Here is a 25272-nt window from a genome sequence, read left to right as displayed (position 1 = left end):
GAAGCGTGCGGTTAGATAGACACGTGGGTAAACGCGCGAAGACTTCGAGAAAGCCGTTCTTCAAGAGCGCCCGGTTTTGGGTGCCGACAGGGCTGGTAGTCATCCTTCTGGCTGGTGGAGGTCTGCTCGCACTGAACATGGTGCCAAAGGGGCTAGAGGTCAAGCGAGAGCTTGAAGCGGCGATCCCCCTGGCCTCCAAAGTGAAGGCCGAGATTCTGGCTGGCAACACCGAAGCCGCAGCGGCGACGACAGCTGAGCTCAAGGCCCACACCAGTGAGGCGCGAGCTCAGACGACCGGGCGTATGTGGGCCGCGCTTGAGGCTGTCCCTATCGCCGGACCAAACCTTGAAGCGCTACGCGTGGTTTCGGAGACAGTTGACGATCTCGCGACCGACGCATTGATTCCGGCGTCAAGTATCAGCCTGGATTCCCTTAAACCGGTCGACGGCAGGTTCGATGTGGTCGCTTTGGGGGAGCTGGGTACGCTGCTGCGGTCGACGGTCGATGCGGTTAGTGAGGCTGACAAGCGGCTGGTTTCGCTGGATTCGAACGCCCTCGTCCCTCAGATTTCAGCGGGCGTCGAGTCGCTCACAGCAACGTTGGACGATGTGCGCCCGGTCCTTGAAGGGCTCGAGCAGCCTCTATCCATCCTGCCGGACGCGCTGGGAGCCTCGGAGCCTCGAAATTATTTGATGATCTTTCAAGGCAATTCCGAGGCACGCGCCTCCGGTGGTAATCCAGCTGCCATGACGATGCTCACGGTGGTGGACGGAAAGATCGACATTACCGCGCAGGCGACCAGTAGCCAGTTCGCGAATGATCGCCCGGAACCGATTATCCCGCTCGACCCCGAGACAGAGGCAATCTACTCCGACATCGTTGGTGAGTGGATTCCAAACATCACGGCAACCCCTCACTTCCCGACGACGGTCGAATTGGTCAAGGCATTTTGGGCTGAGGAATTCGGTACGGATGTCCCCATCGACGGAGTCATTTCGTTTGACCCCGTCGGGCTGAGCTACCTTCTGGGAGCGACCGGCCCCGTCTCCCTCTTAACAGGCGAGCAACTGACATCCGAGAACGCAGCCCCTTTGCTTCTGAACGAGGTGTACTTCCGCTACGAGGAGCCTGTTCATCAGGATGCGTTCTTCGCCGCCGCGGCAGTTTCGATCTTCGATGCAGTGAAGTCAGGCACGAGCGACCCGACCGCGCTGGTTTCGGCTTTGTCGAGATCGGTCGAGGAAGGCCGGCTCAAACTGTGGAGCGCTGATGAAGATGAGCAGACGCTCGTCGCTGGCAGCCGCATTGAGGGTGCGCTCCCGGCAGACAACGCGTCGGCGACTGCGCTGGGCGTCTACTTCAACGACACCACAGGTTCAAAGATGGACTACTACGTGGATGCGGCCGTGGCAGCGTCCACGACTCAATGTGACGTAACCACCGGAACGCCGACCTTCTCAGCGGATGTCACCCTGACAAACAGCATCAGCAGGGAAACGGCCGCCGGTCTCCCGGCATACATCACCGGACCATACTTTGAGCCTGGGCACATCGCAACCGACTTCATCGTTTACGGTCCCGTCGGTGCGACAATCGACTCGTGGTTGGTCAACGGCAAAGAGCAAGGCGCCGTCACGCAGGGTACCCATCTCGGTCGGCCAGTTGTGCGAATCAACCATGTCCTGCCCCCGGGCGAGTCGGTGACCATCAGCTACACGATGACCGGCGCGGCCGGCCCTGAATATGGCCCGCTCGAAGTGCAGACCACACCGATGGTCAGGGCGACACCGGTGACGATCGACGCTCCTGGGTGCACAAAAGAGTAGCGCGAGCTCTCGATACCGCGGCTCGCTTCGCTCGCTGCGTACTCGATCAGCGGAGGGGACTCGCTCCACACCCATTCAGGGGGGGTATGCGGCGCGTCCGCTGAGGCCGCGCCATTCGCCCAGCTTGGTCTGATTGGATGTCCCGGTGACGATCCCTTTCGAGTTCAAAGAGCAGCCCTCTCGCAAGAGCCATGGCCTGCGCAACTTCTCCATCATCATCGCCGCGCTTCTCGTCGTCGCGGTTGCCGTCGTTGGTGTCTACGCCATCGGTCTGACGAGCACCTTCGACAGCACCAAGAAGATCGATCAGGCCTTTCCCGACGAGGCCACTAGGCCAGCAGCAAGCGCCGACGGTTCCCAGAACATCCTGCTGATGGGATCAGACACACAAGGCGAGGTCTCAGATGACGTCGATAATGTCAAAGGCACGCGTTCCGACACGATGATGATCGTCCACCTCTCGTCGGATCGGAAGAGCATCCACGTCATGTCGATCATGCGCGACAGCTGGGTTGACATCCCGGGCCACGGCAAGGCGAAGATGAACGCCGCCCTGGCCTACGGTGGCGTGCCTTTGGCCGTTCAGACGATCGAGGGTCTCGTCGACGCGCGCATCGACCGTGTCGCCATCGTGGACTTCGAAGGGTTCGAGGGCATCACGGACGCTCTCGGGGGAGTCACCGTCAACAACCCCATTGCCTTCAGATCGTTCGAGCAAGGTCCGGTCACTCTCAACGGCGACGACGCTCTGGCCTTCGTCCGCGAGCGCAAGGCGTTCAGCGACGGCGACTTTCAGCGCGTGCGCAACCAGCAGCTCTTCATCAAAGGCGTGCTCTCCACCATTCTCAGCGCGGAAACCCTAACCAACCCGCTGAAGATCAATGACCTGGTCACGGCGGTGGCACCGTTCCTGACGGTCGACTCCGGCTTCACGTCCGGCTACGCGGCCGGTCTGGGTTTCGAGCTGCGTGACATCCGAATGGACAACATGACCTTCTTCACCATGCCGACCCTGGGCACAGGCATGGAAGGCGGTCAGTCGGTCGTGAACGTCGACTGGGACGAGCTGGCGGTGCTGAAACCGCACTTCCGCGACGACACCCTGACCGCGTATCAGGCCAAGGTCGCCGGCTAAGGTCTGGACGAATCTCGACACCCGGCTCGTTGAACTCGCTGCCTACTCGATCAGCGGGGCGGGGTGGCTCCTGAGTTCGCCGCGGACTCAATCAGCGGAGTGAGGTGGCTCGCTGCGTATCCCCAGCGTCTGCGGGCGGCGGTCGCGTGCCCCGATCAGGGGGCCGCCGGCTCGGCGGGCTGAACGCTAGGCTCGCCTTACGCCGGTAGCTGACGATTGCTCATGTTTGGCAGAGGCAACACGAGAATCGGATCGGAGAGCCGGATGACTGCGGAATCAACGGCGTCTGGGTCGCGCAAGCGGCAGCCAGTGCGCACGACTTTGATCGTGCTGGGAGTGCTCCTGCTGGCCGTCACCGTCGCCATCGGCACAGGCGGCGGGCTCTACGCCGCAAACCTGTCGAAGACGTTCGACAGGACGAAAAAGATCGAGGTCGAGAAGGTGTTTCCCGCCGAGGCGTCGCGACCGCCGGCCGTTGTCAACGTGTCGCAGAATATCCTGCTGATGGGCTCGGACATCCGAGGCGCTGTTTCGGAGAACATCGACGACGTCAGAGGCACCCGCTCCGACACAATGATGGTGGTGCACGTCTCTGCCAATCGTGACAGCGTCACCGTCATGTCGATCATGCGAGACAGCTGGGTTGACATCCCCGGCCACGGCAAGGCGAAGATGAACGCAGCCCTCGCATACGGGGGAGTGCCGCTCGCGGTGCAAACGATCGAGGGACTCATCGGCGCCCGCATCGACCGCGTCGCAATCGTCGACTTCGAAGGCTTCAAGGGGATCACTGATGCTCTTGAGGGCGTGCAGGTGGACAACCCGATCGGGTTCACGCCATTCCATATGAAAGGCACGACATTCGCGCAAGGCCCCATCACGCTGAACGGCGCCGAAGCCCTGGCCTTCGTTCGGGAGCGCTATGCGTTCAGAGACGGGGACTTCCAGCGCGTGCGCAACCAACAGCTCTTCATCAAAGGCGTGCTCTCCACCATTCTCAGCGCCGAAACCCTGACCAACCCGGTGAAGATCAACGACCTGGTCGCGGCCATCGCGCCATTCCTCACCGTCGACTCAGGCTTCACCTCCGGCTACGCCGCCGGACTCGGATTCGAGCTGCGCGACATTCGCATGGACGACGTCACGTTCTTCACGATGCCGACCCTGGGCACAGGCATGGAAGGCGGTCAGTCGGTCGTGAACGTCGACTGGGACGAGCTCGCCGTGCTGAAGCAGCATTTCCGCGATGACACCCTGGGCGGATACCAGGCGCCGGTTTCAGGCTGATCGCAGGTCCTCGCGTCGAGTCAGTGCGTCCGTGACCTGGCCATCAAAAAGAGGGTCTCGGCTCAGCCGGGGCCCCCTTTTGCTCGTCGCAGGCAGTTCTGGGGGGAATGTGTCTACGTCGAGTTCGGCGGTGTTTCGGACAAGTCAACGAAGACCATCGCTCGATAGAAAAAGAGTACTCCTCACGAACGGCGCGGTCACTGAAAACGGGCTGTGAAACCACGAGCTCATGCGAATCCGGCGAAACGGACTCCGCCCCGCTTCGGACGCCGATCGAGCGCACTGTTGGGGACGGTCGGTACGTCCTGTTCAAGTCAACAATGGCCCTGGTGAGAGCCGTGGCGCTCGAAGGTGCGACGATAGGGGATGCTCACTTCTCCTGAATCCGACGGCATCCGATGAGCGCGCGCTTTGAGGAGCTGGCCTGGCAGGAGACACCGCTGGGCGAAGTGAGCCTGCGCCGGCGGCACGACCCGGCGCTCGACGTCGACATCTACGAGGTCAAGCTCGGCGACGAGTTCCTCATGTCGAGCCTGTTCCCTGTCGCCGAGATCGAACTTGCCCACCTCGGTCTTGCCGCCGTGCACCGTGACGACCTCAACGTTGTCGTCGGTGGGCTCGGGCTCGGCTACACGGCCGAAGCTGTGCTCACCCACGAACGCGTCGCCACGATGACCGTGGTGGATGCCCTGGATGCCGTCATCGACTGGCACCAGCGCGAATTGCTGCCGGTCTCCACACCGATCGTGACGGATGCCCGCACCCGTCTCGTTCACGACGACTTCTTCGCCCTGATGCGCCGCGCCCCGACATCCGACTCGCTCTTCGACGCCATCCTCGTCGACATCGACCACTCGCCACGGCACCTGCTGAACGAGAACTCCGCCGGTTTCTACACGGTGCAAGGGATCCGTGAGGCGGCCGCGCACCTCACGCCCGGTGGTGCTTTCGCTCTCTGGTCCGATGACCCGCCCGACGACGCCTACTCGGCCGTCCTCGGGGAGGTGTTCGACACCGTCGCGGCACACGTTGTCGCGTTCCCGAACCCACTCACCGGCGGGCAGTCCGCGAACACCGTGTACGTGGCATCCGGAGTGAAGGGCTAGCCGCGCGTCCAGGCAGAGCGAACTCAGAGCGCTGCCGCCTTCGCGCGCAGCACGGCACGTTCGCGCTCGTTGCCGGCGAGTCCTGCCGCGGTCAACAATTCCGAACGGGCCTCCTCGGTGCGACCGAGCTGCGCGAGGAGCTCGCCCCGCACGCTCGGCAGCAGGTGCGACCCGCGCAGTGCGCCGTCGGATGCCAGTCGGTCCACGATCCGCAGAGCGTTCGCCGGGCCCGTCGCCATCGATACGGCCACTGCACGGTTGAGATCGATCACCGGGTTCGGTGCGAGCCGGCCGAGCGCCTCGTACAACAGCACGATGCGGTCCCAGTCGGTGTCCTCGACGCTCCGGGCTGTTGCGTGGCACTCGGCGATCGCCGCCTGGAGACCGTAGCTTCCTCGCCCGCGACCGATGGCATCCGCCCGGTCCAGTGCGGCAAGCCCGCGCCGAATCTGCGCCTGGTCCCAGCGCGACCTGTCCTGGTCGGCCAGCAGGATCGGGTTGCCGTCGCGAGTGGTGCGTGCGGCGAAGCGTGATGCCTGGAACTCCATCAGCGCCACGAGTCCGTGCACCTCGGGCTCGCGGGGCAACAGCCCGGCGAGGATGCGGCCCAGCCGGAGGGCTTCATTGGCCAGCTCGGTGCGGATCCAGCGGTCACCACTCGTCGCGGCATACCCCTCGGTGAACATGAGGTACACCGTGCCGAGCACGGCACCAAGTCGCGCGCCCCATTCGTTCGGCTCCGGTGCCTCGAACGGCACGTGCGCCGCGGAGAGTGTCTTCTTCGCCCGGACGATCCGCTGCTGCACCGTCGCGACGGGAACCAGCAGCAACCTCGCGATCTCTTCCGTGGTGAGACCGCCGACCGTGCGGAGGGTGAGTGCCACCTGCGCTTCGCGCGACAGCACGGGGTGACAGGCGGTGAAGATGAGACGGAGCACGTCGTCGTCGATCGGCTGCCACTCATCGTCGCCGGCCAGCTCGAGGTCGTGTGCCATCGTGCGATACCGCTCGTCGAGGCGCTCGCGGCGGCGCCACCCGTCGATCGCCTTCCGCTTCGCAACAGCCGTGAGCCAGGCGCCCGCGTTCTGCGGGACGCCTGACTCTGGCCACTGCGTGAGGGCGTCGATGACGGCCTCCTGGGCGAGATCCTCGGCGAGACCGACGTCTCCGGTCATCTTGGCGAGCGTCGCGACGATACGCGCGCTCTCGATGCGCCAGACGGCGTCGACCGTTCGACGGATGTCGGGCGGCTGGGACATGGTCTGCCTACTGCGCCTGCCTGGCCGGCTGCTCTTCGCGCCAGCCCTCTTCCTTCTTGAGGTAGTCGTTGTCGGCGAAGTCCTCGAAGTCGCTCATGTCCGTGACGCGACGCACCTCGAGCTTGGAACCTGGCCCGAGTGGGCACCTGGTCGCCCACTCGACGGCCTCTTCCTTGCTGGCCACCTCGAGGATCCAGAAACCGCTGAACAGCTCGTGGGTCTCGCCGTAGGGGCCGTCGGTGACGATCGGCGTCTCCGACGCGAAGTCGACGACGAACGCTTCGCTGAGGTCGTCGGCCAGGCCGTCGCCGCCGAGCAGCACGCCCGCCTTCATGAGGGACTCGTTGTATGCACCCATCGCGTTGATGATCTGCTCGAAGTCGGCCTTCTCGTATTCCTTCTTCGCTTCATCCGTCGAGCGCATGATCAGCATGAACTTCATGGTGTTTCTCCCTGTGTCAGAGGTCGCGATTGCGTCCTTCTACCTATGCGTCGAACGAGCGACCCACGGATCGACACACTCTCGGAAAATACCCCAAAAAAGTTTGCAGGGCCATGTCGGCGATCTGGGCCGTGGCATCCATTCGTATCCGCGGCGGGATGTACGAGAGGCTAGGAACATGAATGCAGAGAAGACGGTGATCGCCTCCGAACTCGCCCAGGTCACGAAGCACTGGACCCCCCGAGTCATCGGGAGCGTCAACGACCAGTACGTCAAGGTCGCCAAATTGCTCGGCGAACTGGTGTGGCACGCACACGAGAACGAGGACGAGATGTTCCTCGTCGTGTCCGGCCACCTACGGATCCAGCTTGAGGGTGCACCCGACGTTCATCTCGATGCGGGTGAGTTCTTCACCGTGCCCCGTGGGGTTCGGCACAATCCGGTTGCCGACGAGGAGGTCGAGATCGTTCTGATCGAGACCGTCAGCACCGCCCACACCGGTGACGTCGTGGTGCCAGGAACCGTCCCGATCGCGGAGCAGGTCGCGCACCGGGGTTGAACGGCACGGCGACTGTCACCAACGACGGAGATTTTCGCGCGAAGGGGGCCGTGCGCCCTCAAAACAGAGGTGTACCCGAGAATCTCCGAAGTTGAGAACAACCCTCGTTGCGAAAAGGAGCCGGCTCAGGATGCCGCGGCGCGGAGCTGCGGGATGAGTTCTTCGACGAAGCGGGCGGTGTCTTCCCAGTCCTCGACGGCCTGGCAGCGCACACCGAGTGCCTTCACCGGGTAGTCGTTGCCGTTCTCGTCGAGGCGGTCGCCGACGAAGAGCATGTCGTCGAGGGGGATGCCGGTGAGCTCGGCGAGCTTCTTCATGCCGTATGCCTTGTCGATGCCCCTGCGGGTGATGTCGACAGACGTCGATCCGCCCGAACGCACCTCGAGGTCTGGGAGGTCTCCGGCAACAGCTTCACGCAGTGTGTTCTTCTTCTCACCGGTCGGGTCCCACTCCTGCTTCGCCGACACAGGCGCAGCCTGGCCGAGGGCGGAGAAGGTGATCTGCGAGCCGCGGTCTTCGAGAATCGGGCCCCAGGTGTCCGTCTCCCAGAATCCGAGCTCCTTTGCACGGGCCTCGACGGCCGCCAGCGCGCGGGCCTTTTGGTCGTCGGTGAGGTTCTCGGCGTAGATCTGCTCCCACTCGTCGTTCTCGAAACGGAAGTACTGCGTGCCGCAGGTGGGCATCAGATGCAGTCGCTCGAGGTGCGTCGATCCGGCCTCTGGCAGGTTGTCGATCGCCTGCATCTTGAACTGAGCGAACTGACCACCGGAGATGATGCAGACGGGCACGACATCGAGGAGCTCCGCGAGGATCTGCGACATCCGCGGGTCCATCGGTGATTTCGACGGCGCGAGTGTGTCGTCGAGGTCGAAAGCGACCAGAGCTGTCTTGACCATCGACGGAACGTCCCCTAAGTAGCCAGAAAAAATGCCCCGGCGAATCCGACGAGGACGACCCCAGACTACCGAACGGAGGCGAAAACCGCCTCTCGGGGTGTGGCAACCCCGGGCACGCTCACTCCCGACCCAGGGGTGCTGGGGGTCTTAGAGCCGCTGGCTGGGCTCGCGGCGACGTGAATCCTGTGCCCCCTGGGCTCGTCTGCGCCTCCTGCCGACGGGACGTTCGGCGACGAGCAAAACGGTCACGCCGATCAGGGTGCCGATCACCGTGCCTATCGTGTTGGCGTAGACATCATCGATGGTGGCGAATCGATCATCGAGAAAGAGGTCCTGGCCCATCTCGATCGCGACGGACACCGCGATGCCGCCCAGGATGCTCAGCCACCACCACTGCACCCCGAGAAGTACGACCAGCAGGAGGCCGGCTGGGATGAAGAGCAGCACGTTAGCGACGGCTTCGATCACGTTGTAGGTGATCCAGCCGAAGCCGTTCCCGGCGAACCAGGTGATGAGACGGTCGAGGAACCCGGATGCGGGTTTGTCGACCGGCGTCGGCCAGAATGCGATCAACACCAGCGCAACGGCATAGACGATGGCGACCGCGGTCGTGAACCGGCGGAGTCGGGGGTTGATCGTCATACGGTCTCCGATGCATCTGAAAACGGATGGTCCGCAGTGACCGTGTGAAGACAGTGTAAAGCGGAGGGTCGGCGCCTCGCGCCGCCCGAACTGGGGGGAGTCGATCGCGACCGGGAGCATTCCCAAGCGAGGTTTTCTCACGTTAGCCTAGCGACACTGCGGTCGGTGCGGCCGCGCTTGCCGAAACGTGGGGATCGATCAATGACCAAGAAGGCTCTCATCACAGGGATCACCGGGCAAGACGGCTCGTATCTCGCCGAGCTCCTGTTGTCGAAGGGCTACGAAGTGCACGGCTTGATCCGCCGGGCATCGACATTCAACACCGCGCGAATTGATCACCTTTATGTCGATCCACACGACCCTGAAGCGAGACTTTTTCTGCACTACGGCGATCTCAGTGACGGCGCCAGGATGGTCACGCTCCTGAGCGAAATCCACCCGGACGAGGTCTATAGCCTCGCCGCGCAGTCCCACGTGCGGGTTTCCTTCGACGAGCCGGAACATACCGCCGACACGACGGGCACAGGAACGGTGCGCCTTCTCGAAGCCGTGCGGATGTCGGGTGTGCAGTGCCGTTTCTACCAGGCGTCCAGTTCCGAGATGTTCGGAGCGAGCCCCCCGCCGCAGAACGAGGACACGCCCTTCTACCCGAGGTCGCCGTATGGCGTGGCGAAGGTCTACAGCTACTGGATTACTCGCAACTATCGCGAGGCTTACGGGATGTTCGCCGTTAACGGCATCCTCTTCAACCACGAATCGCCTCGGCGGGGTGAAACCTTCGTGACCAGGAAGATCACGCGCGCGGTCGCGGCCATCGCTGCGGGTAAGCAGGAGCACCTGTACCTCGGTAACCTCGATGCGATCCGTGACTGGGGGTACGCAGCGGAGTACGTTGAGGGAATGTGGCGGATGCTGCAGGCGGATGAGCCCGATGACTATGTGCTTGCGACCGGCGTGGGCTTCACGGTCCGTGAATTCGTCGAAGCGTCATTCAGCCGCGCGGGTCTGGACTGGGAGCGGCACGTCCGATTCGACGAACGCTATCTGCGCCCAACCGAGGTTGACGCGCTGATCGGTGACGCATCGAAGGCCAGGGACCAACTCGGGTGGGTCCCGGAAGTCGGTACCGGAGAGCTGGCGCGCATCATGGTCGACGCAGACATCGAGGCGCTCAAACATGAGGGAACCCGGTGGATTGACGTTCCCAGGCTGACGAGCTGGGAACCGAGTCATGCCTACTGAAGATCTTCATTTCGAGCCAGCCGCGCTCGACAGGAATGCGACCTTTTATGTGGCTGGCCACCGTGGGCTGGTGGGCTCTGCGATCTGGCGCTCGCTCCAGCAGAGGAACTTCACCCGACTTGTCGCTCGCACTTCGGCCGAACTCGATCTGAAGGAGCGCGACGCAGTGTTCGACTTCTTCGAGCACACGCGGCCGCGGTACGTCGTCCTGGCCGCCGCGAAAGTGGGCGGCATCCTCGCGAACGACACATATCCCTTGGACTTTCTCAGTGAGAATCTCAGGATCCAGGTCAACGTTCTCGATGCTGCCGCGAAGGTCGGCGTGGAACGGCTGCTCTTCCTGGGCTCGAGTTGCATCTACCCCAAGTTGGCCCCTCAGCCGATCAAGGAGTCGTACATGCTGACCGGCCATCTCGAGCCGACCAACGACGCATATGCCATCGCGAAGATCGCGGGAATCCTCCAGATTCAGGCCGTTCGACGGCAGCACGGGCTGCCCTGGATCTCGGCGATGCCCACGAACCTGTACGGCCCCGGAGACAACTTCTCAGATAAGGGTTCACACGTCTTGCCCGCCCTGATCAGGAGATATGACGAAGCGGTATCCTCCGGCGCCGAACAGGTCACCAACTGGGGAACCGGCTCGCCGCGCCGAGAGTTCCTTCATGTGGACGACATGGCCGCTGCCTGCCTGCACCTTCTCGAACACTATGACGGCCCGGAGCAGGTCAACGTCGGCACAGGTCGCGACGTGACGATCCGGGAGATCGCCCAAACGATCGCCCGGCTCGTTGGCTTCACCGGCACGACCGAGTGGGATACCAGCAAGCCGGATGGAACACCGCAGAAACTGCTCGACGTGTCCACGCTCACTGACGCTGGCTGGACGGCATCCATCGGACTGGAAGCGGGGCTACGGGGAACGATCGAGTGGTATCGGAGCAACGCCCTCGTTGCTCGTCGCTAGCCGCTCTGTCTTGACGAGCTAGGTGTTGACGAGTCCCGGCTCCGGGGCGGGAGGGGGACCGGGGATCAGGCCGAGTGAGGCGATGAGGAGGTCGTCGTCGTCACGGACCTGGGCATAGCAGTACCAGGCCGGGCCCTCGGGGCCGACGAGTTCGAACCGGGCATCGAAGCCCATGGCGAACGGCGCATCGCGGGCCACGACGATGCTGCAACTCCGGTCTGCGGTGCGCGTAGCAGTCGACATGGTCACGAGGATGCCTGGCAGGACCAGTCCGATGAGCCCGAGGACCACAAGGAAACGGGCGGGGCGGAGCATCCGTCGTGAGGGCAAGGGTCTTCCGTCACTCGGCTCGTAGCCGTCGAGTTCGGGGTGGCGGTCGGTCACTCCGTCATTGTTTCACGCCGGGCTGAGTGTGCGGGGCAGTGGCCGACGATCGAGTGCGCGGGGTCCTCGCTTCGCTCGAGCCAGCGGGCCCTCGATCGATCAGCGGAGAGGGCTCCGCTCAACCCCAACCGGCCGAGGCGAGCGGGTTGGGGGAGCGAAGGGTTCAACATCGCTGGCCCGGCCACATCGGCAGGCGGGGCGGCCGCCGAAGTGGAAACTCTCGGGCCAGCGATGGTCAGTGGGGCGATCAGGCCATCTCGACGAGATCGCTGTAGGTGAATGCCTCGAAGGAGGCATCCGACATCACCGGCCGTGTGAGCGTGTGGTGCCTGCCGACCGCGCGTTCGCGGAGGAGGCGCACCAACTCGTCGTCGAAAATCTCGCTGTAACTACTCGACTCGGACTCAGACACGATCTGGCTCGTCGGAACCAGCAGGAAATTCGCTCGCGCGGTTGATCCGTCCGACCGGCGAACCGGTATGTCGACCGCTGCAGAGGTGTGGTGAGCGGTGAGGAAATGCGCGTAGTCGATCAGTGCGCGAGCGATCAGGTCGCCCGTGAGAAATGAACTGCCCGCGTAGTGGATGCGTTCCATGGCGGTCTCCCCTTAGGTTCAAGCCTCGTCGTTGCGAGGATCATCCCGGGGTCTGGGGGACAGTTCTAACTGGTCCGGTGTCGGATCATGTTTTGACGCTACACCCCGATGGTCCGGTTGAGTAGGGGGGTCAGCGTTCGATTGTCAGTGTTCGCGAAACCAGGTTTTCCGCGACGTTGGACAGCAATATTCCATTGTTGCGTGCGTACTGGCGCATCAGGTTGAATGCCTCGTCTGTTGTGATGTCGTTGGTCTGGGACATCACGCCCTTGGCTTGCTCGATGACGATCCGCGAATTCAGCGCACGCTGAAGCTGGTCGCGCACGGCATCACTTTCGCTCAGACTGCGCGCGTGCAGGATGCCGATCGTCGCGACATCCGCCAGCGCCTGCGCGGCGCGCACGTCGCGTTCGTTGAGCTCCCCGGTTTCGGCGCGGAGCAGGTTCAGGGCGCCGATTGTGTTGTCCCGCAACCGCAGCGGAAGGGCAAAAACAGACTCGAAGCCCTGCTCGGCAGCACTGTCGCGGAATCGACTCCACTTGCTCGGGCTCTCCCGGATATCGGGCACCGAGACCGTGGTCCCGGATGTGAAGCAATCGACGCACGGCCCGGCCTGCGCGCTGAGCTGCATGACCTCCACCAGCCGGGAGGCTTCGCTGGTCGAGGCGACGACCTCGAGGTTGCCGTCCGGATCGGCCAGCAGGATTCCCGCCGCAGTGACGTCGAGCAGGTCGCGGCAATTTTCAACCAGGGTCTGCAGAAGGTCCACGGCGTCGTAGTCGGCAACCAGGGTGTCGGCCAGCGTCGCGAAGGCATCCACAAGCTGTCCCTCCCGTGTCATCTCAGTCATTTGGACTCCTCGATTCCTTCGTCGCTCACCGAGAAGTTCAAGCGTCGTTCTACTATGTCTTCTGCGATTTCTTGCATTGAGCGGCCCACAGCAAAGGCGTGGGCCTGGATGACGAGGCGGGCCTCGTCCGGGGGAAGGTTCAGCTGGGCAAGCACCATGCCTGTCGCCTGATGGATGGTTCGACGCGAGAACTGGAGGTCGGCTTCGGGGGTCTCGTCGCGCCCCACCCGGGAGAGGGCGCGGTGAAGCACGAGACGGCTGACCACCGCCGCGAAGGCCGCACTCTGTTGCGCATGGAGATCGCTGAGGTTCAGCGGCCGCGTCGAGTACAGATCGAGTGCCCCGAGTCGCAGCGGGCCGACGAACAGTGGGAAGGCGAAGATCGCGCCCACCTCGTCCTTTCGGATCGCCTCAGAGAACGCCGGCCAGACACCGGCCGGGTGGGTCCTGACATTTGGCTCGAACACGGGCCGAGCTGTCGCCATGGCATCCCAGCACGGGCCTTCGCCGAGGTCGAATTGCAGCTCGTCAATTCTCGCCGCCTGCAGGTCAGTGGCAGAAACGGTCTCGTTGCCGAGGAAATCCCCCATCGTCGAGATCGCTGCTCCGGTCACGGGGAGCGCGTCGACGATCGGCCCAGCCAGTTCAGCCGAATCTCGTTCGGGCCGCGTCAGGCGGTCCATTGCTGCGGCGAATGCATCAGACACAGCAACCTCCCTGTTGGCCCCTTCGGGAACGGGTGTTCCTTCTTCCTATGCTAACGCTGGGCGGGGGGAGCGGGGCATCCCTTTCGGTATTGGATCCTGTGATTCGACCGGTCGGTGGTCGCGCTTCCACGGTCACATTTGACGACCTCGTTCAGAATTTCACAAGCCCCTGATTTTGCACCGGGCAGGTCTGTAGTGTGGGCGAACAAAGTGTTGTGATGTGCGCCCGAATCGTCGTCGCTGCACGGCGCGGTGGGGCGCCATTGAACACGATCTAGGGAACTCACATGTCCGACAAAACCGAAAAACCTGCCTCAGGGCGGCCTGGCGCTGAGGTCACTCCGCCCGCTGATTCAAGCATTCCAGACAGCGACACCGGTGTCGCCGCCGGGTACACCGGCGAGCCGTCGACGTTCGAGCCGGAGGAAGACGTTCCGGCCCCCGGCGCCTCTGCGGATGCAGACTCTGCCGCCGGCGAAGAGAAGGATGACGCCCAGGGAGGAACCGGCCCGCGCTCCACTGAGGCAACCGGGCTGAGCGGCGAAGACCGATCGATCTTCCAGAGCCACTGGGACGATTTCGCAGGGCACGTCGACTGAGGAGAACTATGCGCATCGTGATCGTCGGAGCCACCGGCAACCTGGGTACAGCGTTGCTGCGTCGGCTGCACGAGGAACCGACCGCCACCGACATCGTCGGTATCAGCCGTCGGGAACCGGATCTGACGGTCGCGCCGTACAGCGGTGTCTCCTGGCACGCCCTCGACATCGGGTCGCCGTCTGCGCCACGACGGCTGGCGAGGATTTTCGCCGGTGCGGACGCCGTCGTGCACCTGGCCTGGCAGCTCCAGCCGAATCACAATGAGGCGGCCCTCTGGCGGACGAACGTCATCGGGACGAAGAACGTCCTCGCCGCCGTCGCTGCTGCGCGGGTACCGCAGCTCTCCTACGCGTCATCAGTCGCGGCATACAGCCCCGGGCCTAAGACGACCCGGGTCGACGAGCACTGGCCGACCGGCGGCATCCCTTCATCGCATTACAGTCGGCACAAGGCCGTCAACGAGCGGGCGCTCGACCGGTTCGAGGAACAGTTCCCGACCATCATCGTCAGCCGGCTGCGGCCTGGACTGGTGTTCCAGCGCCGGGCGGCGAGCGAGATCGCCGGCCTGTTCGTCGGCAAGATCGTGCCGATGGGCTGGCTGAAATGGGTCCGGCCGCCCGTGCTGCCGATGCCACGCCAGGCCATCTCGCAGGTCGTGCACGCCGACGACGTGGCGGATGCCTTCTGGCGCGCCGTCGACCGGAGTGCGGCCGGGGCGTTCAACATCGCTGCCGAGCCGGTCGTCGATCCGCTGCTCGTGGCATCCGTTCTCGGCTCGCGCTGGGTCCCTGCTCGTCTCCGCGTGATGCGCGCCCTGATGTGGGCCACCTGGAAGCTGCGGTTGCAGAAGTCCGACCCGGGCTGGATCGATATCGCGGCGACGGTGCCGGTGATGTCGACGTCTCGGGCTCGGGACGAGCTGGGCTGGAAGCCACGTGTGCCGTCCTCGGTCGCGCTCGATGAGATCGTGCGTGGGGTCGCTGAGCACTCGAACGTGAGAGCGTCGCCGCAGCTCCGGGGGTAGTTGCTCCTGTCTCCACGCGAGATGGCAGTTGTGCACTCAAGATCGCCCGAATCCATGTCTTTGGGTGCGGAACTGCAACCTCGTGCGAGCTGGGGTGCGGTCTACGCGTACAGCGTCTCCGGCGTCGCACGATACGCAGACGGCAGCATCCCGTACTGGGCCTTGAAACCGGCGCGGAGCGCGAACGGCGAGCTGAACCCCGACAGCGCGGCGATCTCTGAGATCGGGAGCCCACGCGTCCCCGGGCCGGCCAGCAGCATGGCCGCGGTCTGCGCCCGCTGCCTGCCGATCTCCTCAGCCAGCGTCGTCCCTGCCTCCTCGAACGCGCGCTGCAGGTTGCGCAGCGACACCCCGAGGCCCTGCGCCACCGACGACGGATTGAGTTCCCGCTGACGGTGCATTGCGGCGACGAGGTTGACGGCACGACCGCGGAGTCCAGACCGGAACTCCTCCCCGTCCATCGCGTAACCCTCCGTCTCGAGGAACATGCCGACGACGAGGTCCTCGAGGGTTCGCTCGGCAATCGTCTCGCTCACGGCACCCGGATGCCACGCCGGATCGACGAGCGCCGCAGCGAACGATCGCAGCGGGGCACCGAGCGTCGTCTGCGACGCCAGCTTGAATCGGTCGTGGCGGGTCCGCACGCCGCGCTCGTGGATCCGGCTCTCCGCGAACCGGATCGTCAGGCCCCTCGTCGACTCGGTGCTCTCGAGATCGAATGCATGCCAGTTGCTCACCGCGAAGACGCCGCCGGGGCGCATCACCGTGCCCGGGCCGCCGGCGAGCCCGATCCTGGCACTGTTGTTGAGAAGAAAACCGACGTAGAGCGAGCCGTCGGTGTCGATGACCTCGCGACCGCGGACCCGGAATGCCGACTGTGTGCTGAGCATCACACTCGTCGCGCCGAGGTCTCGCCTGCGCGCGGAGAAGTGGAAGACGACGCCACGGGGAATCGAGAAGCCGCTGGCGATGTGCTCGATCAGCTCGTCGGGCAGGGACGATTCGCCAACCTGCGTGAGGATGTGGCGCAATGCTTCAGTCGACAGGGGTTCCCACATGCCTGGCCTTTCAACATCCCTATCCCCGGGGCAGGGGATGGCGAAGGGATGCTCCGCACACTAGTGATCTTCGCGGCCCACGGCAACGACTTCTTCCGTAACGGTCGAACGCGCGCCTGACGAAGGGCAATCCCGCGCCGGACTCCGGCCCGGCCCGCCTGGCACTCTTAATCTGAGCAGAACTGACGGATGATCACCGCCGATCAGCCGGCACGGCCCGCAACCGCCGGGCAGATGTGAGGGAGCACAGGCACATGACCACAGCATCCACAACACAGAAACAAGCACCGGCCGCGCCTGCGACATCCTGGCTGCCGCTCATCGTGGTCGTCCTGACCCAGATCCAGGCGTCATTCGCCGTGAACGCCCTGACGGTGTCGATGCAGGGCATCACCACCGACCTCGACACTCCGGCCACGAGCGTCGGAACCGCGATCACCGCAGGAACCTTCGCGATGGCCGCCTTCATCCTTCTCGGCGCGAAGCTCGGCGCGAAGTTCGGGTCGCGCGGCGTGTTCCAGATCGCCGTCGCGATCCACGGCCTCGCCATGGCCGCCGTCGCGCTGAGCGTCAGCCCGGCGATGCTGTTCGTCGCCCAGGCGGCATCCGGAGCTGTCATCGCCCTCATCGCGCCCGCCCTCGTCGTCTTCATCGCCACGAACTTCCACGGCCAGGCGCAGGCGCGCGCAATCGGGTTCCTCGCCGCGGCCATCCCCGCCGCCGGAGTTCTCGCCCTGCTCATCGCCGGAACCTTCGCGTCGACGATCGGATGGCGGTACTCCTTCGCCCTCGTAGCTGCCCTGGGTGTGCTCAACCTGCTCCTCAGCTTCCGGCTCAAGAAGGTCCCCGCCCAGCCGGGAGTGCAGATCGACTGGACAGGTGCGATGCTCGCCGCGGTCAGTGTCATCCTGCTCAGCTTCGGTTTCAGCGGCCTCAACTCGTGGGGCGTGGTGCTGGCCCAGCCCGGTGCCCCGTTCGACATCCTCGGCCTGTCGCCCGCGCCGGTGCTCGTCCTGCTCGGACTCATCGTGGGTCAGATCTTCTTCAGCTGGACCCGCAAACGCAAAGCGACGAGCCGGCCGCAGATCTTCGACCTCGACGTGCTGCGCAGCGGTTCGGAGCGAGCGACCACCGCGTGCATGGCCGCGATGCTGTTCGTCGGCACCGCAGCCAACTTCCTCATCCCGCTGTACATCCAGATCGTGCAGGGCCGGTCGAGCCTAGAGACCTCGTTCTCGGTCATCCCGTACACGCTGTCGATCTTCGTGGCCTCGACGGTGGTCGCCACCCTGTACAAGAGGTTCCCTCCGAGGCAGATCGCCCGTGTCGGGTTCGTCGTCGTCGCCCTCGGCCTCATCCTCCTCGCCTTCACGATCCGCAACGAGTGGCAGCAGGCATTCGTGGTGATCGGCCTGATCACCCTCGGTCTCGGCCAGGGCGCCATCGTCGCCCTCGTCTTCAATACCCTGCTCGCCGCCTCTCCCAAGGAGCTCGCCGGCGACGTCGGCGCATGGCGCGGGCTCGTGCACAACATCTCCGGCAGCGTCGGCATCGCCGTGGCCAGTGTCTTCGCGGTCGGGGTGCTCAGCGCCCTCGTCGCCACGAGCCTGGTCGGCAACGAGACGATCGACGATGCGTTGACGTCGCAGGTGAACCTCGACAACGTGAACTTCATCACGAACGAACAGCTCGACGACGTCCTGGCCGAGACGACCGCGACCGATGAGCAGATCGCCGAGGCGGTCCGCATCAACGAGGAGGCGCGCCTGCAGGCGCTGAAGATTTCGCTGCTCAGCCTCGCAGGCATCGCCCTCCTCGCGATCGTGCCGGCCGGGCGGATGCCCAACTTCCGCCCGGGCGACATCCCCGAGGTCCTGTCCAGCGGCAAGCCCGTTCCCGTCCCGCCGGAGCACTGAGCGGCGGGCAGTGAGACCGGGCGCAGGGAGGCACCGTGGACCCCATAGCGATCACGCTGGTCGTGCTTGCGCTTGCCGTCGTCCTGTTCGTCTGGAATCGCATCCCCGTCGGCATCGTCGCCATCGCCGTTGCCCTGTCGCTGTATGCGACAGGTGTTCTCACCCTGCAGCAGACGCTCGCCGGTTTCGGCGACCCGGTGATCGTCTTCATCGCCGCCCTCTTCGTCGTCAGCGAAGGACTCGACGCCACCGGTGTGACGACGTGGGCGGGGCAGCAGCTGATCGACCGCGCCGGAACCGAGCGCCGCACGATCGTCACGCTCGTCATGACACTTGTCGCCGTCGTCACGGCGCTCATCAGCGTCAACGGCGCCGTCGCAGCGCTCATCCCGATGGTCGTGGTGCTCGCCATCCGGATCAAGCAGCCCCCGTCGCAGATGCTCATGCCGCTCGCATTCGGCGCCCACGCCGGCTCGCTCCTCGTGCTCACCGGCACCCCCGTCAACCTGCTCGTCTCCGAAGTGGCCGTCGACGCAGGGGAACGCCCGTTCGGGTTCTTCGAATTCGGCTTCGCGGGGCTCCCGCTGGTCGTCGGAACCATCCTGATCACCGTGTTCCTCGGCCCGTTCCTGCTGCCACGACGTGAGGCCGTCGCCGGACCCCGCGACCTCAGTGCCCACGCCGAGACCATCGCCGCGCAGTATTCGCTGACGGATGCCGACGCGCGCCTCACCCGGGACGCCGGACTGACCGAGGTCATCGTGTTGCCCCGCTCGGCCCTCGTCGGCGAACTGGTCTTTCCTGGGATGGTCACCGACAGCGGCGAACTCGTCGTCGTCGCCGTCCATCGCTCGGGGGAGGACGTCGGCCGCACCCACCTGGCCCCCGGCGACATCCTGCTCGTGCGCGGAACCTGGGACGCCCTCGACGAACACACCGCAGACCCTGCTGTCGCCGTCGTCGATGCGCCGCAGCAGATCCGACGTCAGGCCGTCCCGATGGGTCCGCGGGCGAAGATCGCGCTCGTGGTGCTTGCCGGGATGGTGGTCCTCCTTGCCACCGGGTTCGTCCCGCCCGCGATCGCGGCCCTCGTGGCGGCATCCGCCATGGTGCTGCTCCGCGTGGTGACCGTCTACCAGGCGCACCGGTCGATCTCGTGGACGACGCTCATCCTCGTCGGCGGGATGATCCCGCTCTCGACCGCGATCGAGGTCAGTGGCGCTGCCGACCTCATCGCCGACAGCCTCGTCGAAGCCGTCGGGGCATCGAGCCCGTACCTCCTGCTGTTCGGGATCGCCATCGTCACCGTTGTGCTCGGGCAGCTGATCAGCAACATGGCGACAGCGCTCATCGTGGCGCCGATCGCCGTAGCCATCGCCGCTGAGACCGGGATCTCGCCGCTCCCGCTGCTGATGGGCGTCGCCGTCGCGGCCGCGGCATCCTTCCTCACCCCGGTGGCGACTCCGGCGAACACCATGGTGATGGGGCCAGGCGCCTACCGTTTCGGCGACTACTGGAAGCTCGGGCTTCCGCTCGTCGCCCTCTTCGTGCTCGTCGCCACCTTCCTCGTTCCCCTGATCTGGCAGTTCTGACATCCACCCACACACACAAAGGACACGCTGATGACTCGCAGCCCGAACAAACTCATTCCCGCCACGTTCACCCCGGGGCCGTCGCTCTCGCCTGACGTTGCCGTCGGCATCGTCGTGCACACCGACCCCCCGGTCGGAGTGGATGCCTGCGGCTACGCGGTCGGGACGGAGGGGGCGGTCCCCGACGCGCTCGGCGTCGACCGCGGGGTCCTCGAACGCTCCGGCTTCGAGGGCAAGGTCGGCCAGGTGCTGCTGTTGCCGCAACCGGACGGCCCCGTCGTCGTCGCGGTCGGCGCGGGGCCGACCGTCGAGCAAAACGCCGCAGTGCTGCGAAACGTGGCAGCGGCGTTCGCCCGCGCCACCACGCGGCACTCGCGACTGGCCCTCACGCTGGGCAGCGAGTTCACACTGGAGCCGATGGCTGTCGGCCGGGCGCTCGCCGAGGGCGTTTTGCTCGCCCGCTACCGGTACACGGAGCTGAAGGCCACAGCGAAGGATGCCAGGCTCGAATCGTTCGACATCATCGTGAACGACGACGTCACCGACGTGTCCGCCGGGGTGCGGCACGGCGAACGGCTGGCTCGCGCCGCGAACCTGGCCCGCGACCTCGCCAACACTCCCGCCGGGTACCTCACCGCCACCGACTTCGCCGATTTCGCTCTCGAACTCGGGCCGCAGCGGGGCCTCGTGGTCGAGGTGGCCGACAAGCAGAAGCTGATCGAACTCGGCTGCGGCGGTCTGCTCGGCGTGAACGCGGGCAGCACCGAGGAGCCGCGGATGATCGTCCTGCGTTACCGGCCGGAGGACGCATCCGGTCACCTCGCCTTCGTCGGCAAGGGCATCACCTACGACTCGGGCGGAATCTCGCTGAAGCCGTCCGACCCGATGCACCTCGCCATGAAGATGGACATGGCAGGGGCAGCGGCGGTGTTCGGGGCGATGACGGCGCTCTCCGACCTCGGCTGCACCACGGCGGTGACCGCCTATCTGATGTGTACAGACAACATGCCGTCCGGCTCGGCGACGAAACTCGGTGACGTGCTGACGATCCGGGGCGGCACGACAGTCGAGGTGAAGAACACGGATGCCGAGGGCCGGCTGGTGATGGCTGACGCCCTGGTGCTGGCGACGGAGGAGTCTCCTGACGCCATCGTCGACATCGCGACGCTCACGGGTGCGGCGCTCGCGTCGCTCGGTCACCTCACGGCGGCGACGTTCGGCACCGATGACGGCCTGATCGGGCAGGTGCAGGCGGCGGCCGACGTCACGGACGAGTCGGTCTGGGAGCTTCCGCTCGAGCGGCGCTACCGGGAACAGCTCGATTCAGACGTCGCCGACATGTCGAACATGGGCGGCAAGTGGGCGGGTGCGACGATCGCGGCACTGTTCCTCGCGGACTTCGTGGCCGACGTGCCCTGGGCGCACCTCGACATCGCCGGGACGATGCAGTCCGAGAAGGACGACTTCTGGCGTTCGAAGGGGGCGACGGGTTTCGGCACGCGGCTGTTGATCGAGCTGGCGCTGAACTTCACGGCGCCGTAGGCACGTCGGTGGTTGAGCGCACGTCGGTGATCGACCGCACGTCGGTGATCGACCGCACCTCGGTGATCGTGCTTGTCGAGATCCCCCCGACGCGCGGCTGAGTCTCGGCAGGCCTCGCTCCCGACGGCCGCGCGCCGACGGCATCCGTCTCGCTAGAGAGCGCCCTGCATCTCGGTGCCCGCGGGGAGCGGCTCGAGGCGGGTGACCTCGACAGGGGAGGCGAGCTTTCCCGCGAGAGCCTCGTTCAGCGCGGCGACCGCCGGGCCACGACCGTGTGCGTCGAGCAACTCAGCGGATTCCCACTTCTCGATCATCATGATGGTGTTCTCCGGGGTGCGGTGGATTGCATAGATGATGCACCCCGGCTCCTCGTGGACGGCGGCGATGGCGGGCAGGAGCGCCTCATGCACGGCGTCGAACTGGCCGTCGGCTGGAACGAAATGGGCGGTGACTACGAGTGGATTCGTCATGATGATCCCCACGCTACAGGCCGCGGCCATGGTGTCCGTCGAGATGGCAGTTGTGCACCTACGATCGGCCGCGAGCGCGGTCTTGGGTGCGCAACTGCCATGTCGCGAGCTGGAGCGACCCTACGGCGAGGTGGTCAGCGTGTAGCCGGCCTCCTGGATCGCCGCGGCGACGTGAGCGCGGTCGAGCGGAGCATCGCTCGTCACGACGACGGACGAGACACCATTGGGGTCGAGCTTCACATCGACACCGTTCACGCCGTAGATCTCGGCGAGTTCTTCGGTGACGGCAGAGACGCAGTGTCCGCAGGTCATGCCGGCGACTGACAGCTCGGTCACGACTGAGCCCGGCGCCGACACGGCATGAGCGCCGTGACCGCCACCGTGTCCACCGCATGCGCAGCCACCGCCTCCGTGGCCGCAGCCACACCCGCCGGCGTTCACATCAGTGAGGCCCAGGTCGGTGCGTGCCGTCAGGCCGAGGTCGTTGAGGGGTGCTGCGGTCATGAAGTTCTCCTGGGGTGTCGGGATGCGATCGGGTTCGGAATTCAGGAACGGACGAGCCTGGCGATGGCAGCGGATGCCTCGCGCAGCTTCTCGTCTGCCACCGGTCCACCCTCGCGGGTGGCCTCGGCGACGCAGTGGCTGAGGTGGTCCTCGAGCAGTTGAAGCGCCACGGTCTCGAGCGCCTTCGTGACAGCAGAGACCTGGGTGAGGATGTCGATGCAGTAGACATCGTCGTCGACCATGCGCTGGATGCCGCGCACCTGGCCTTCGGCGCGACGCAGCCTCTTGGTCAGGTCAGCCTTGTTGTCGACGTAGCCGTGCATGGGATCCTCCTCGGTGCTAATGCGTCCAATATACCCTGCGGGGGTATCGTTCACCACTTGCAGTATACCCCCGGGGGGTATATGGTGACAACCATGAAGACCGAACACACGGGGCACAGCCCTGAGGCTGCCCACGAGCACACACCTCTCGAGCACAGCGCACACGAGGAACACATCGGAGCAGAGGCGGGACACGCGGGCCATGCGGGCCATGGCGGCCATGCGGGTCATGGCGGCCATGCGGGCCACGCGGGTCATGCGGGTCATGCGGGTCACGGCGATCATGTCGGCCAGTTCCGCCGCCTGTTCTGGATCATGCTGGTCCTCGCCGTGCCGGTCGTCGCGTTCAGCCCGATGTTCGCGATGATCTTCGGTTACCCGCTCCCGGATGCCGCCTGGGCCGAGTGGATCTCACCGGTTCTCGGCACCGTCCTGTACGTGTGGGGCGGTCGCCCGTTCCTCGTCGGTGCTGTCGACGAACTCCGGGCACGCAAACCCGGAATGATGCTGCTCATCGGTCTGGCCATCACGGTGGCGTTCGTGGCGTCGTGGGGAGCGACCAGCGGCATCCTCGATCATGAACTCGACTTCTGGTGGGAGCTCGCCCTCCTCATCGTGATCATGCTGCTCGGCCACTGGATCGAGATGCGGTCACTCGCCCAGACGTCATCGGCGCTCGATTCGCTCGCGGCGCTCATCCCGGACGAAGCGGAGCGCGTCCAGGGCGACCGGCTCGAGACGGTCTCGCCGGCCGACCTCGTCGTCGACGACGTCGTCGTGGTGCGGCCTGGCGGGCGGGTGCCGGCCGACGGGCGGATCACCGAGGGCAGCGCCGATGTCGACGAGTCGATGATCACGGGCGAGTCGATGCCTGTGCGCCGGAGCCCGGGCGACCCCGTCGTCGCGGGCACCGTCGCGACCGACAGCGGTATCCGTCTTCGCGTCACCGCTGTGGGGGAGGGAACGGCGCTCGCCGGCATCCGTCGCCTCGTCGCCGAGGCGCAGAATTCGACGTCGCGGGCGCAACGGCTCGCAGACACGGCCGCCGGGTGGCTGTTCTGGTTCGCGCTCGGTGCTGGGGCGATCACTGCGGTCGTCTGGACGATGCTCGGGATGCCGGACGAAGCCGTCATCAGGACGATCACCGTTCTCGTGATCGCCTGCCCGCACGCGCTCGGCCTCGCTATCCCGCTCGTCGTCTCGATCGCCACCGAACGCGCCGCTCGTGCGGGCGTCCTGGTGAAGGACCGGCTCGCGCTCGAGAGCATGCGCACTGTCGACACCGTGCTGTTCGACAAGACCGGAACGCTCACCCGTGGCGAGCCCGTCGTCTCGGAGGTTCTGCCAGCCGGATCGTGGACCACGGATCGGGTGCTCGCGGCGGCCGCGTCGGCGGAGTCCGACAGCGAGCATCCGCTCGCCCGGGCCATCGTGCGTGCGGCCTCGCACCTCGAGCTGTCGCCGGCGACCGACTTCCGCTCGTCGCCCGCGGAGGGTGTCTCGGCGACGGTGGGTGGGGCATCCGTCTCGGTGGGTGGTCCGTACCTGCTGGAGCGGCACGGGCTGGCCCGGCTGCCCGGGACCTCTGAGTGGGACGGCGCCACCGTGCTGCACGTCGTGGTCGACGGGGTCGTCGTCGGTGCGCTGAGCCTGGCCGACGAGGTGCGCCCCGAATCGCGTGAGGCGGTGGACGCGCTGCACGCTCGAGGCATCCAGGTCGTGATGATCACCGGGGATGCGAAGCCGGTGGCAACGGCCGTGGCGGATGCCCTCGGCATCGACCGCGTGTTCGCGGGCGTCCGGCCCTCCGAGAAGTCTGCGCGGGTGGCGCAGTTGCAAAGCGAAGGCCACCGGGTCGCGATGGTCGGCGACGGCGTCAACGACGCACCCGCGCTGGCGCAGGCCGACGTCGGGCTCGCGATCGGCGCGGGGACCGATGTGGCGATCGCCTCGGCGGGCGTCATCCTGGCCAGCGACGACCCGCGGTCGGTGCTCTCGGTGATCGAGCTGTCGCGGGCGAGCTACCGCAAGATGAAGCAGAACCTCTGGTGGGCGGCCGGTTACAACCTCGTGTCTGTGCCGCTCGCGGCCGGCGTGCTGGCGCCGATCGGGTTCGTGATGCCCATGGCCGTCGGCGCTCTCCTCATGTCGCTGTCGACCGTCATCGTGGCGCTGAACGCGCAGCTGCTGCGGCGCCTCGACCTGCGGCCCGGTGTCGTGGTTGGTGCTGGTGCTGACTCCGCGAGGGAAATGGCGCAGAGGTAAGGGTGCTCGGGCGGTGCTTGTGAGCCGCACGGTTGGTAGGAGATTTCACGATTTACAGGATGCTTCGGGTCGATTCGTCCT

25 protein-coding genes are annotated in these 25272 nt (G+C 65.5%); 13 read left to right on the top strand and 12 right to left on the bottom strand.

What is annotated here, in order from left to right:
• Positions 1-23 precede the first annotated feature (23 nt).
• The 4 genes from AC1M2K_RS02805 (at position 24) to AC1M2K_RS02790 (ending at position 5354) form a co-directional block, all read left to right on the top strand.
• Complete coding sequence (locus AC1M2K_RS02805; protein ID WP_480239749.1) at positions 24-1826, top strand: DUF4012 domain-containing protein; 1803 nt, start codon at positions 24-26, stop codon at positions 1824-1826.
• 145 nt (positions 1827-1971) lie between these two features.
• Entirely contained in the window at positions 1972-2961 is a 990-nt protein-coding gene (locus AC1M2K_RS02800) for an LCP family protein (RefSeq protein ID WP_480239748.1), read from the top strand.
• Positions 2962-3225: 264 nt separating this feature from the next.
• Positions 3226-4248 carry an LCP family protein gene (locus AC1M2K_RS02795; protein ID WP_480239747.1) on the top strand — a complete coding sequence of 341 codons (1023 nt, stop codon included), beginning with the start codon at positions 3226-3228 and terminating at the stop codon, positions 4246-4248.
• Between the two features lie 398 nt (positions 4249-4646).
• A complete protein-coding gene (locus AC1M2K_RS02790; protein WP_480239746.1) occupies positions 4647-5354 on the top strand; it encodes a spermidine synthase in 708 nt (235 codons plus the stop codon).
• Between the two features lie 23 nt (positions 5355-5377).
• Here AC1M2K_RS02790 and AC1M2K_RS02785 read toward each other — a convergent pair whose 3' ends face one another.
• Both AC1M2K_RS02785 and AC1M2K_RS02780 read right to left on the bottom strand, forming a co-directional pair.
• On the bottom strand, positions 5378-6613 hold the full coding sequence (locus AC1M2K_RS02785; protein WP_480239745.1) for an RNA polymerase sigma factor: 1236 nt from the start codon (positions 6611-6613) through the stop codon (positions 5378-5380).
• Positions 6614-6620: 7 nt separating this feature from the next.
• Positions 6621-7055 (bottom strand): YciI family protein, encoded by a 435-nt coding sequence (locus AC1M2K_RS02780; RefSeq protein ID WP_480239744.1) that lies wholly within the window; start codon positions 7053-7055, stop codon positions 6621-6623.
• 178 nt (positions 7056-7233) lie between these two features.
• On the opposite strand from AC1M2K_RS02780, the gene AC1M2K_RS02775 reads away from it, so the two are divergent.
• On the top strand, positions 7234-7614 hold the full coding sequence (locus AC1M2K_RS02775; RefSeq protein ID WP_480239743.1) for a cupin domain-containing protein: 381 nt from the start codon (positions 7234-7236) through the stop codon (positions 7612-7614).
• Positions 7615-7739: 125 nt separating this feature from the next.
• Here AC1M2K_RS02775 and AC1M2K_RS02770 read toward each other — a convergent pair whose 3' ends face one another.
• On the bottom strand, positions 7740-8510 hold the full coding sequence (locus AC1M2K_RS02770; RefSeq protein ID WP_480239742.1) for an HAD-IIB family hydrolase: 771 nt from the start codon (positions 8508-8510) through the stop codon (positions 7740-7742).
• A 147-nt stretch (positions 8511-8657) separates the two neighbouring features.
• Positions 8658-9152 carry a VanZ family protein gene (locus AC1M2K_RS02765; protein WP_480239741.1) on the bottom strand — a complete coding sequence of 165 codons (495 nt, stop codon included), beginning with the start codon at positions 9150-9152 and terminating at the stop codon, positions 8658-8660.
• 201 nt (positions 9153-9353) lie between these two features.
• On the opposite strand from AC1M2K_RS02765, the gene gmd reads away from it, so the two are divergent.
• Positions 9354-10394 carry a GDP-mannose 4,6-dehydratase gene (gene gmd / locus AC1M2K_RS02760; protein ID WP_480239740.1) on the top strand — a complete coding sequence of 347 codons (1041 nt, stop codon included), beginning with the start codon at positions 9354-9356 and terminating at the stop codon, positions 10392-10394.
• A complete protein-coding gene (locus AC1M2K_RS02755; protein ID WP_480239739.1) occupies positions 10384-11361 on the top strand; it encodes a GDP-L-fucose synthase family protein in 978 nt (325 codons plus the stop codon). Before gmd ends, AC1M2K_RS02755 begins: the two co-directional genes overlap by 11 nt.
• An 18-nt stretch (positions 11362-11379) precedes the next feature.
• Here the strand turns inward: AC1M2K_RS02755 and AC1M2K_RS02750 are convergent, their stop codons facing one another.
• From AC1M2K_RS02750 to AC1M2K_RS02735, 4 genes are all read right to left on the bottom strand, one after another.
• Positions 11380-11745 carry a hypothetical protein gene (locus AC1M2K_RS02750; RefSeq protein ID WP_480239738.1) on the bottom strand — a complete coding sequence of 122 codons (366 nt, stop codon included), beginning with the start codon at positions 11743-11745 and terminating at the stop codon, positions 11380-11382.
• A 247-nt stretch (positions 11746-11992) separates the two neighbouring features.
• A complete protein-coding gene (locus AC1M2K_RS02745; RefSeq protein WP_480239737.1) occupies positions 11993-12340 on the bottom strand; it encodes a hypothetical protein in 348 nt (115 codons plus the stop codon).
• Between the two features lie 130 nt (positions 12341-12470).
• The gene (locus AC1M2K_RS02740; RefSeq protein WP_480239736.1) at positions 12471-13190 is read right to left on the bottom strand and encodes a GAF domain-containing protein; all 720 of its coding nucleotides are present in this window, start codon (positions 13188-13190) and stop codon (positions 12471-12473) included.
• Positions 13187-13897, bottom strand: a complete 711-nt coding sequence (locus AC1M2K_RS02735) for a GAF and ANTAR domain-containing protein (protein WP_480239735.1) — start codon at positions 13895-13897, stop codon at positions 13187-13189. Before AC1M2K_RS02735 ends, AC1M2K_RS02740 begins: the two co-directional genes overlap by 4 nt.
• 287 nt (positions 13898-14184) lie before the next feature.
• Between AC1M2K_RS02735 and AC1M2K_RS02730 the strand changes: the two genes are divergently transcribed.
• Both AC1M2K_RS02730 and AC1M2K_RS02725 read left to right on the top strand, forming a co-directional pair.
• Positions 14185-14496, top strand: coding sequence for a hypothetical protein (locus AC1M2K_RS02730; RefSeq protein ID WP_480239734.1), 312 nt, complete (start codon positions 14185-14187; stop codon positions 14494-14496).
• An 8-nt stretch (positions 14497-14504) separates the two neighbouring features.
• Positions 14505-15521, top strand: a complete 1017-nt coding sequence (locus tag AC1M2K_RS02725; protein ID WP_480239733.1) for an NAD-dependent epimerase/dehydratase family protein — start codon at positions 14505-14507, stop codon at positions 15519-15521.
• Positions 15522-15622: 101 nt separating this feature from the next.
• On the opposite strand, the gene AC1M2K_RS02720 is transcribed toward AC1M2K_RS02725, so the two are convergent.
• A complete protein-coding gene (locus AC1M2K_RS02720) occupies positions 15623-16579 on the bottom strand; it encodes a helix-turn-helix transcriptional regulator (RefSeq protein WP_480237882.1) in 957 nt (318 codons plus the stop codon).
• Between the two features lie 254 nt (positions 16580-16833).
• On the opposite strand from AC1M2K_RS02720, the gene AC1M2K_RS02715 reads away from it, so the two are divergent.
• From AC1M2K_RS02715 to AC1M2K_RS02705, 3 genes are read left to right on the top strand one after another with little or no spacing between them, the layout of a single operon-like run.
• On the top strand, positions 16834-18495 hold the full coding sequence (locus AC1M2K_RS02715; protein WP_480239732.1) for an MFS transporter: 1662 nt from the start codon (positions 16834-16836) through the stop codon (positions 18493-18495).
• A 35-nt stretch (positions 18496-18530) separates the two neighbouring features.
• A complete protein-coding gene (locus AC1M2K_RS02710) occupies positions 18531-20087 on the top strand; it encodes an SLC13 family permease (protein ID WP_480237880.1) in 1557 nt (518 codons plus the stop codon).
• Positions 20088-20117: 30 nt separating this feature from the next.
• Positions 20118-21629, top strand: coding sequence for a leucyl aminopeptidase (locus AC1M2K_RS02705; RefSeq protein WP_480239731.1), 1512 nt, complete (start codon positions 20118-20120; stop codon positions 21627-21629).
• 152 nt (positions 21630-21781) lie between these two features.
• Here AC1M2K_RS02705 and AC1M2K_RS02700 read toward each other — a convergent pair whose 3' ends face one another.
• The 3 genes from AC1M2K_RS02700 to AC1M2K_RS02690 form a co-directional block, all read right to left on the bottom strand.
• Positions 21782-22099, bottom strand: coding sequence for a putative quinol monooxygenase (locus AC1M2K_RS02700; protein ID WP_480239730.1), 318 nt, complete (start codon positions 22097-22099; stop codon positions 21782-21784).
• Positions 22100-22219: 120 nt separating this feature from the next.
• Positions 22220-22603 (bottom strand): heavy-metal-associated domain-containing protein, encoded by a 384-nt coding sequence (locus tag AC1M2K_RS02695; RefSeq protein WP_480239729.1) that lies wholly within the window; start codon positions 22601-22603, stop codon positions 22220-22222.
• Positions 22604-22644: 41 nt separating this feature from the next.
• Positions 22645-22926, bottom strand: coding sequence for a metal-sensitive transcriptional regulator (locus AC1M2K_RS02690; RefSeq protein ID WP_480238440.1), 282 nt, complete (start codon positions 22924-22926; stop codon positions 22645-22647).
• A 93-nt stretch (positions 22927-23019) separates the two neighbouring features.
• On the opposite strand from AC1M2K_RS02690, the gene AC1M2K_RS02685 reads away from it, so the two are divergent.
• Positions 23020-25191 carry a heavy metal translocating P-type ATPase gene (locus AC1M2K_RS02685; protein ID WP_480239728.1) on the top strand — a complete coding sequence of 724 codons (2172 nt, stop codon included), beginning with the start codon at positions 23020-23022 and terminating at the stop codon, positions 25189-25191.
• The last annotated feature ends 81 nt before the right edge of the window (positions 25192-25272 follow it).

The organism is Mycetocola sp. Y171 (assembly GCF_056713165.1).
This window is presented reverse-complemented; position numbering and strand designations above follow the sequence as displayed.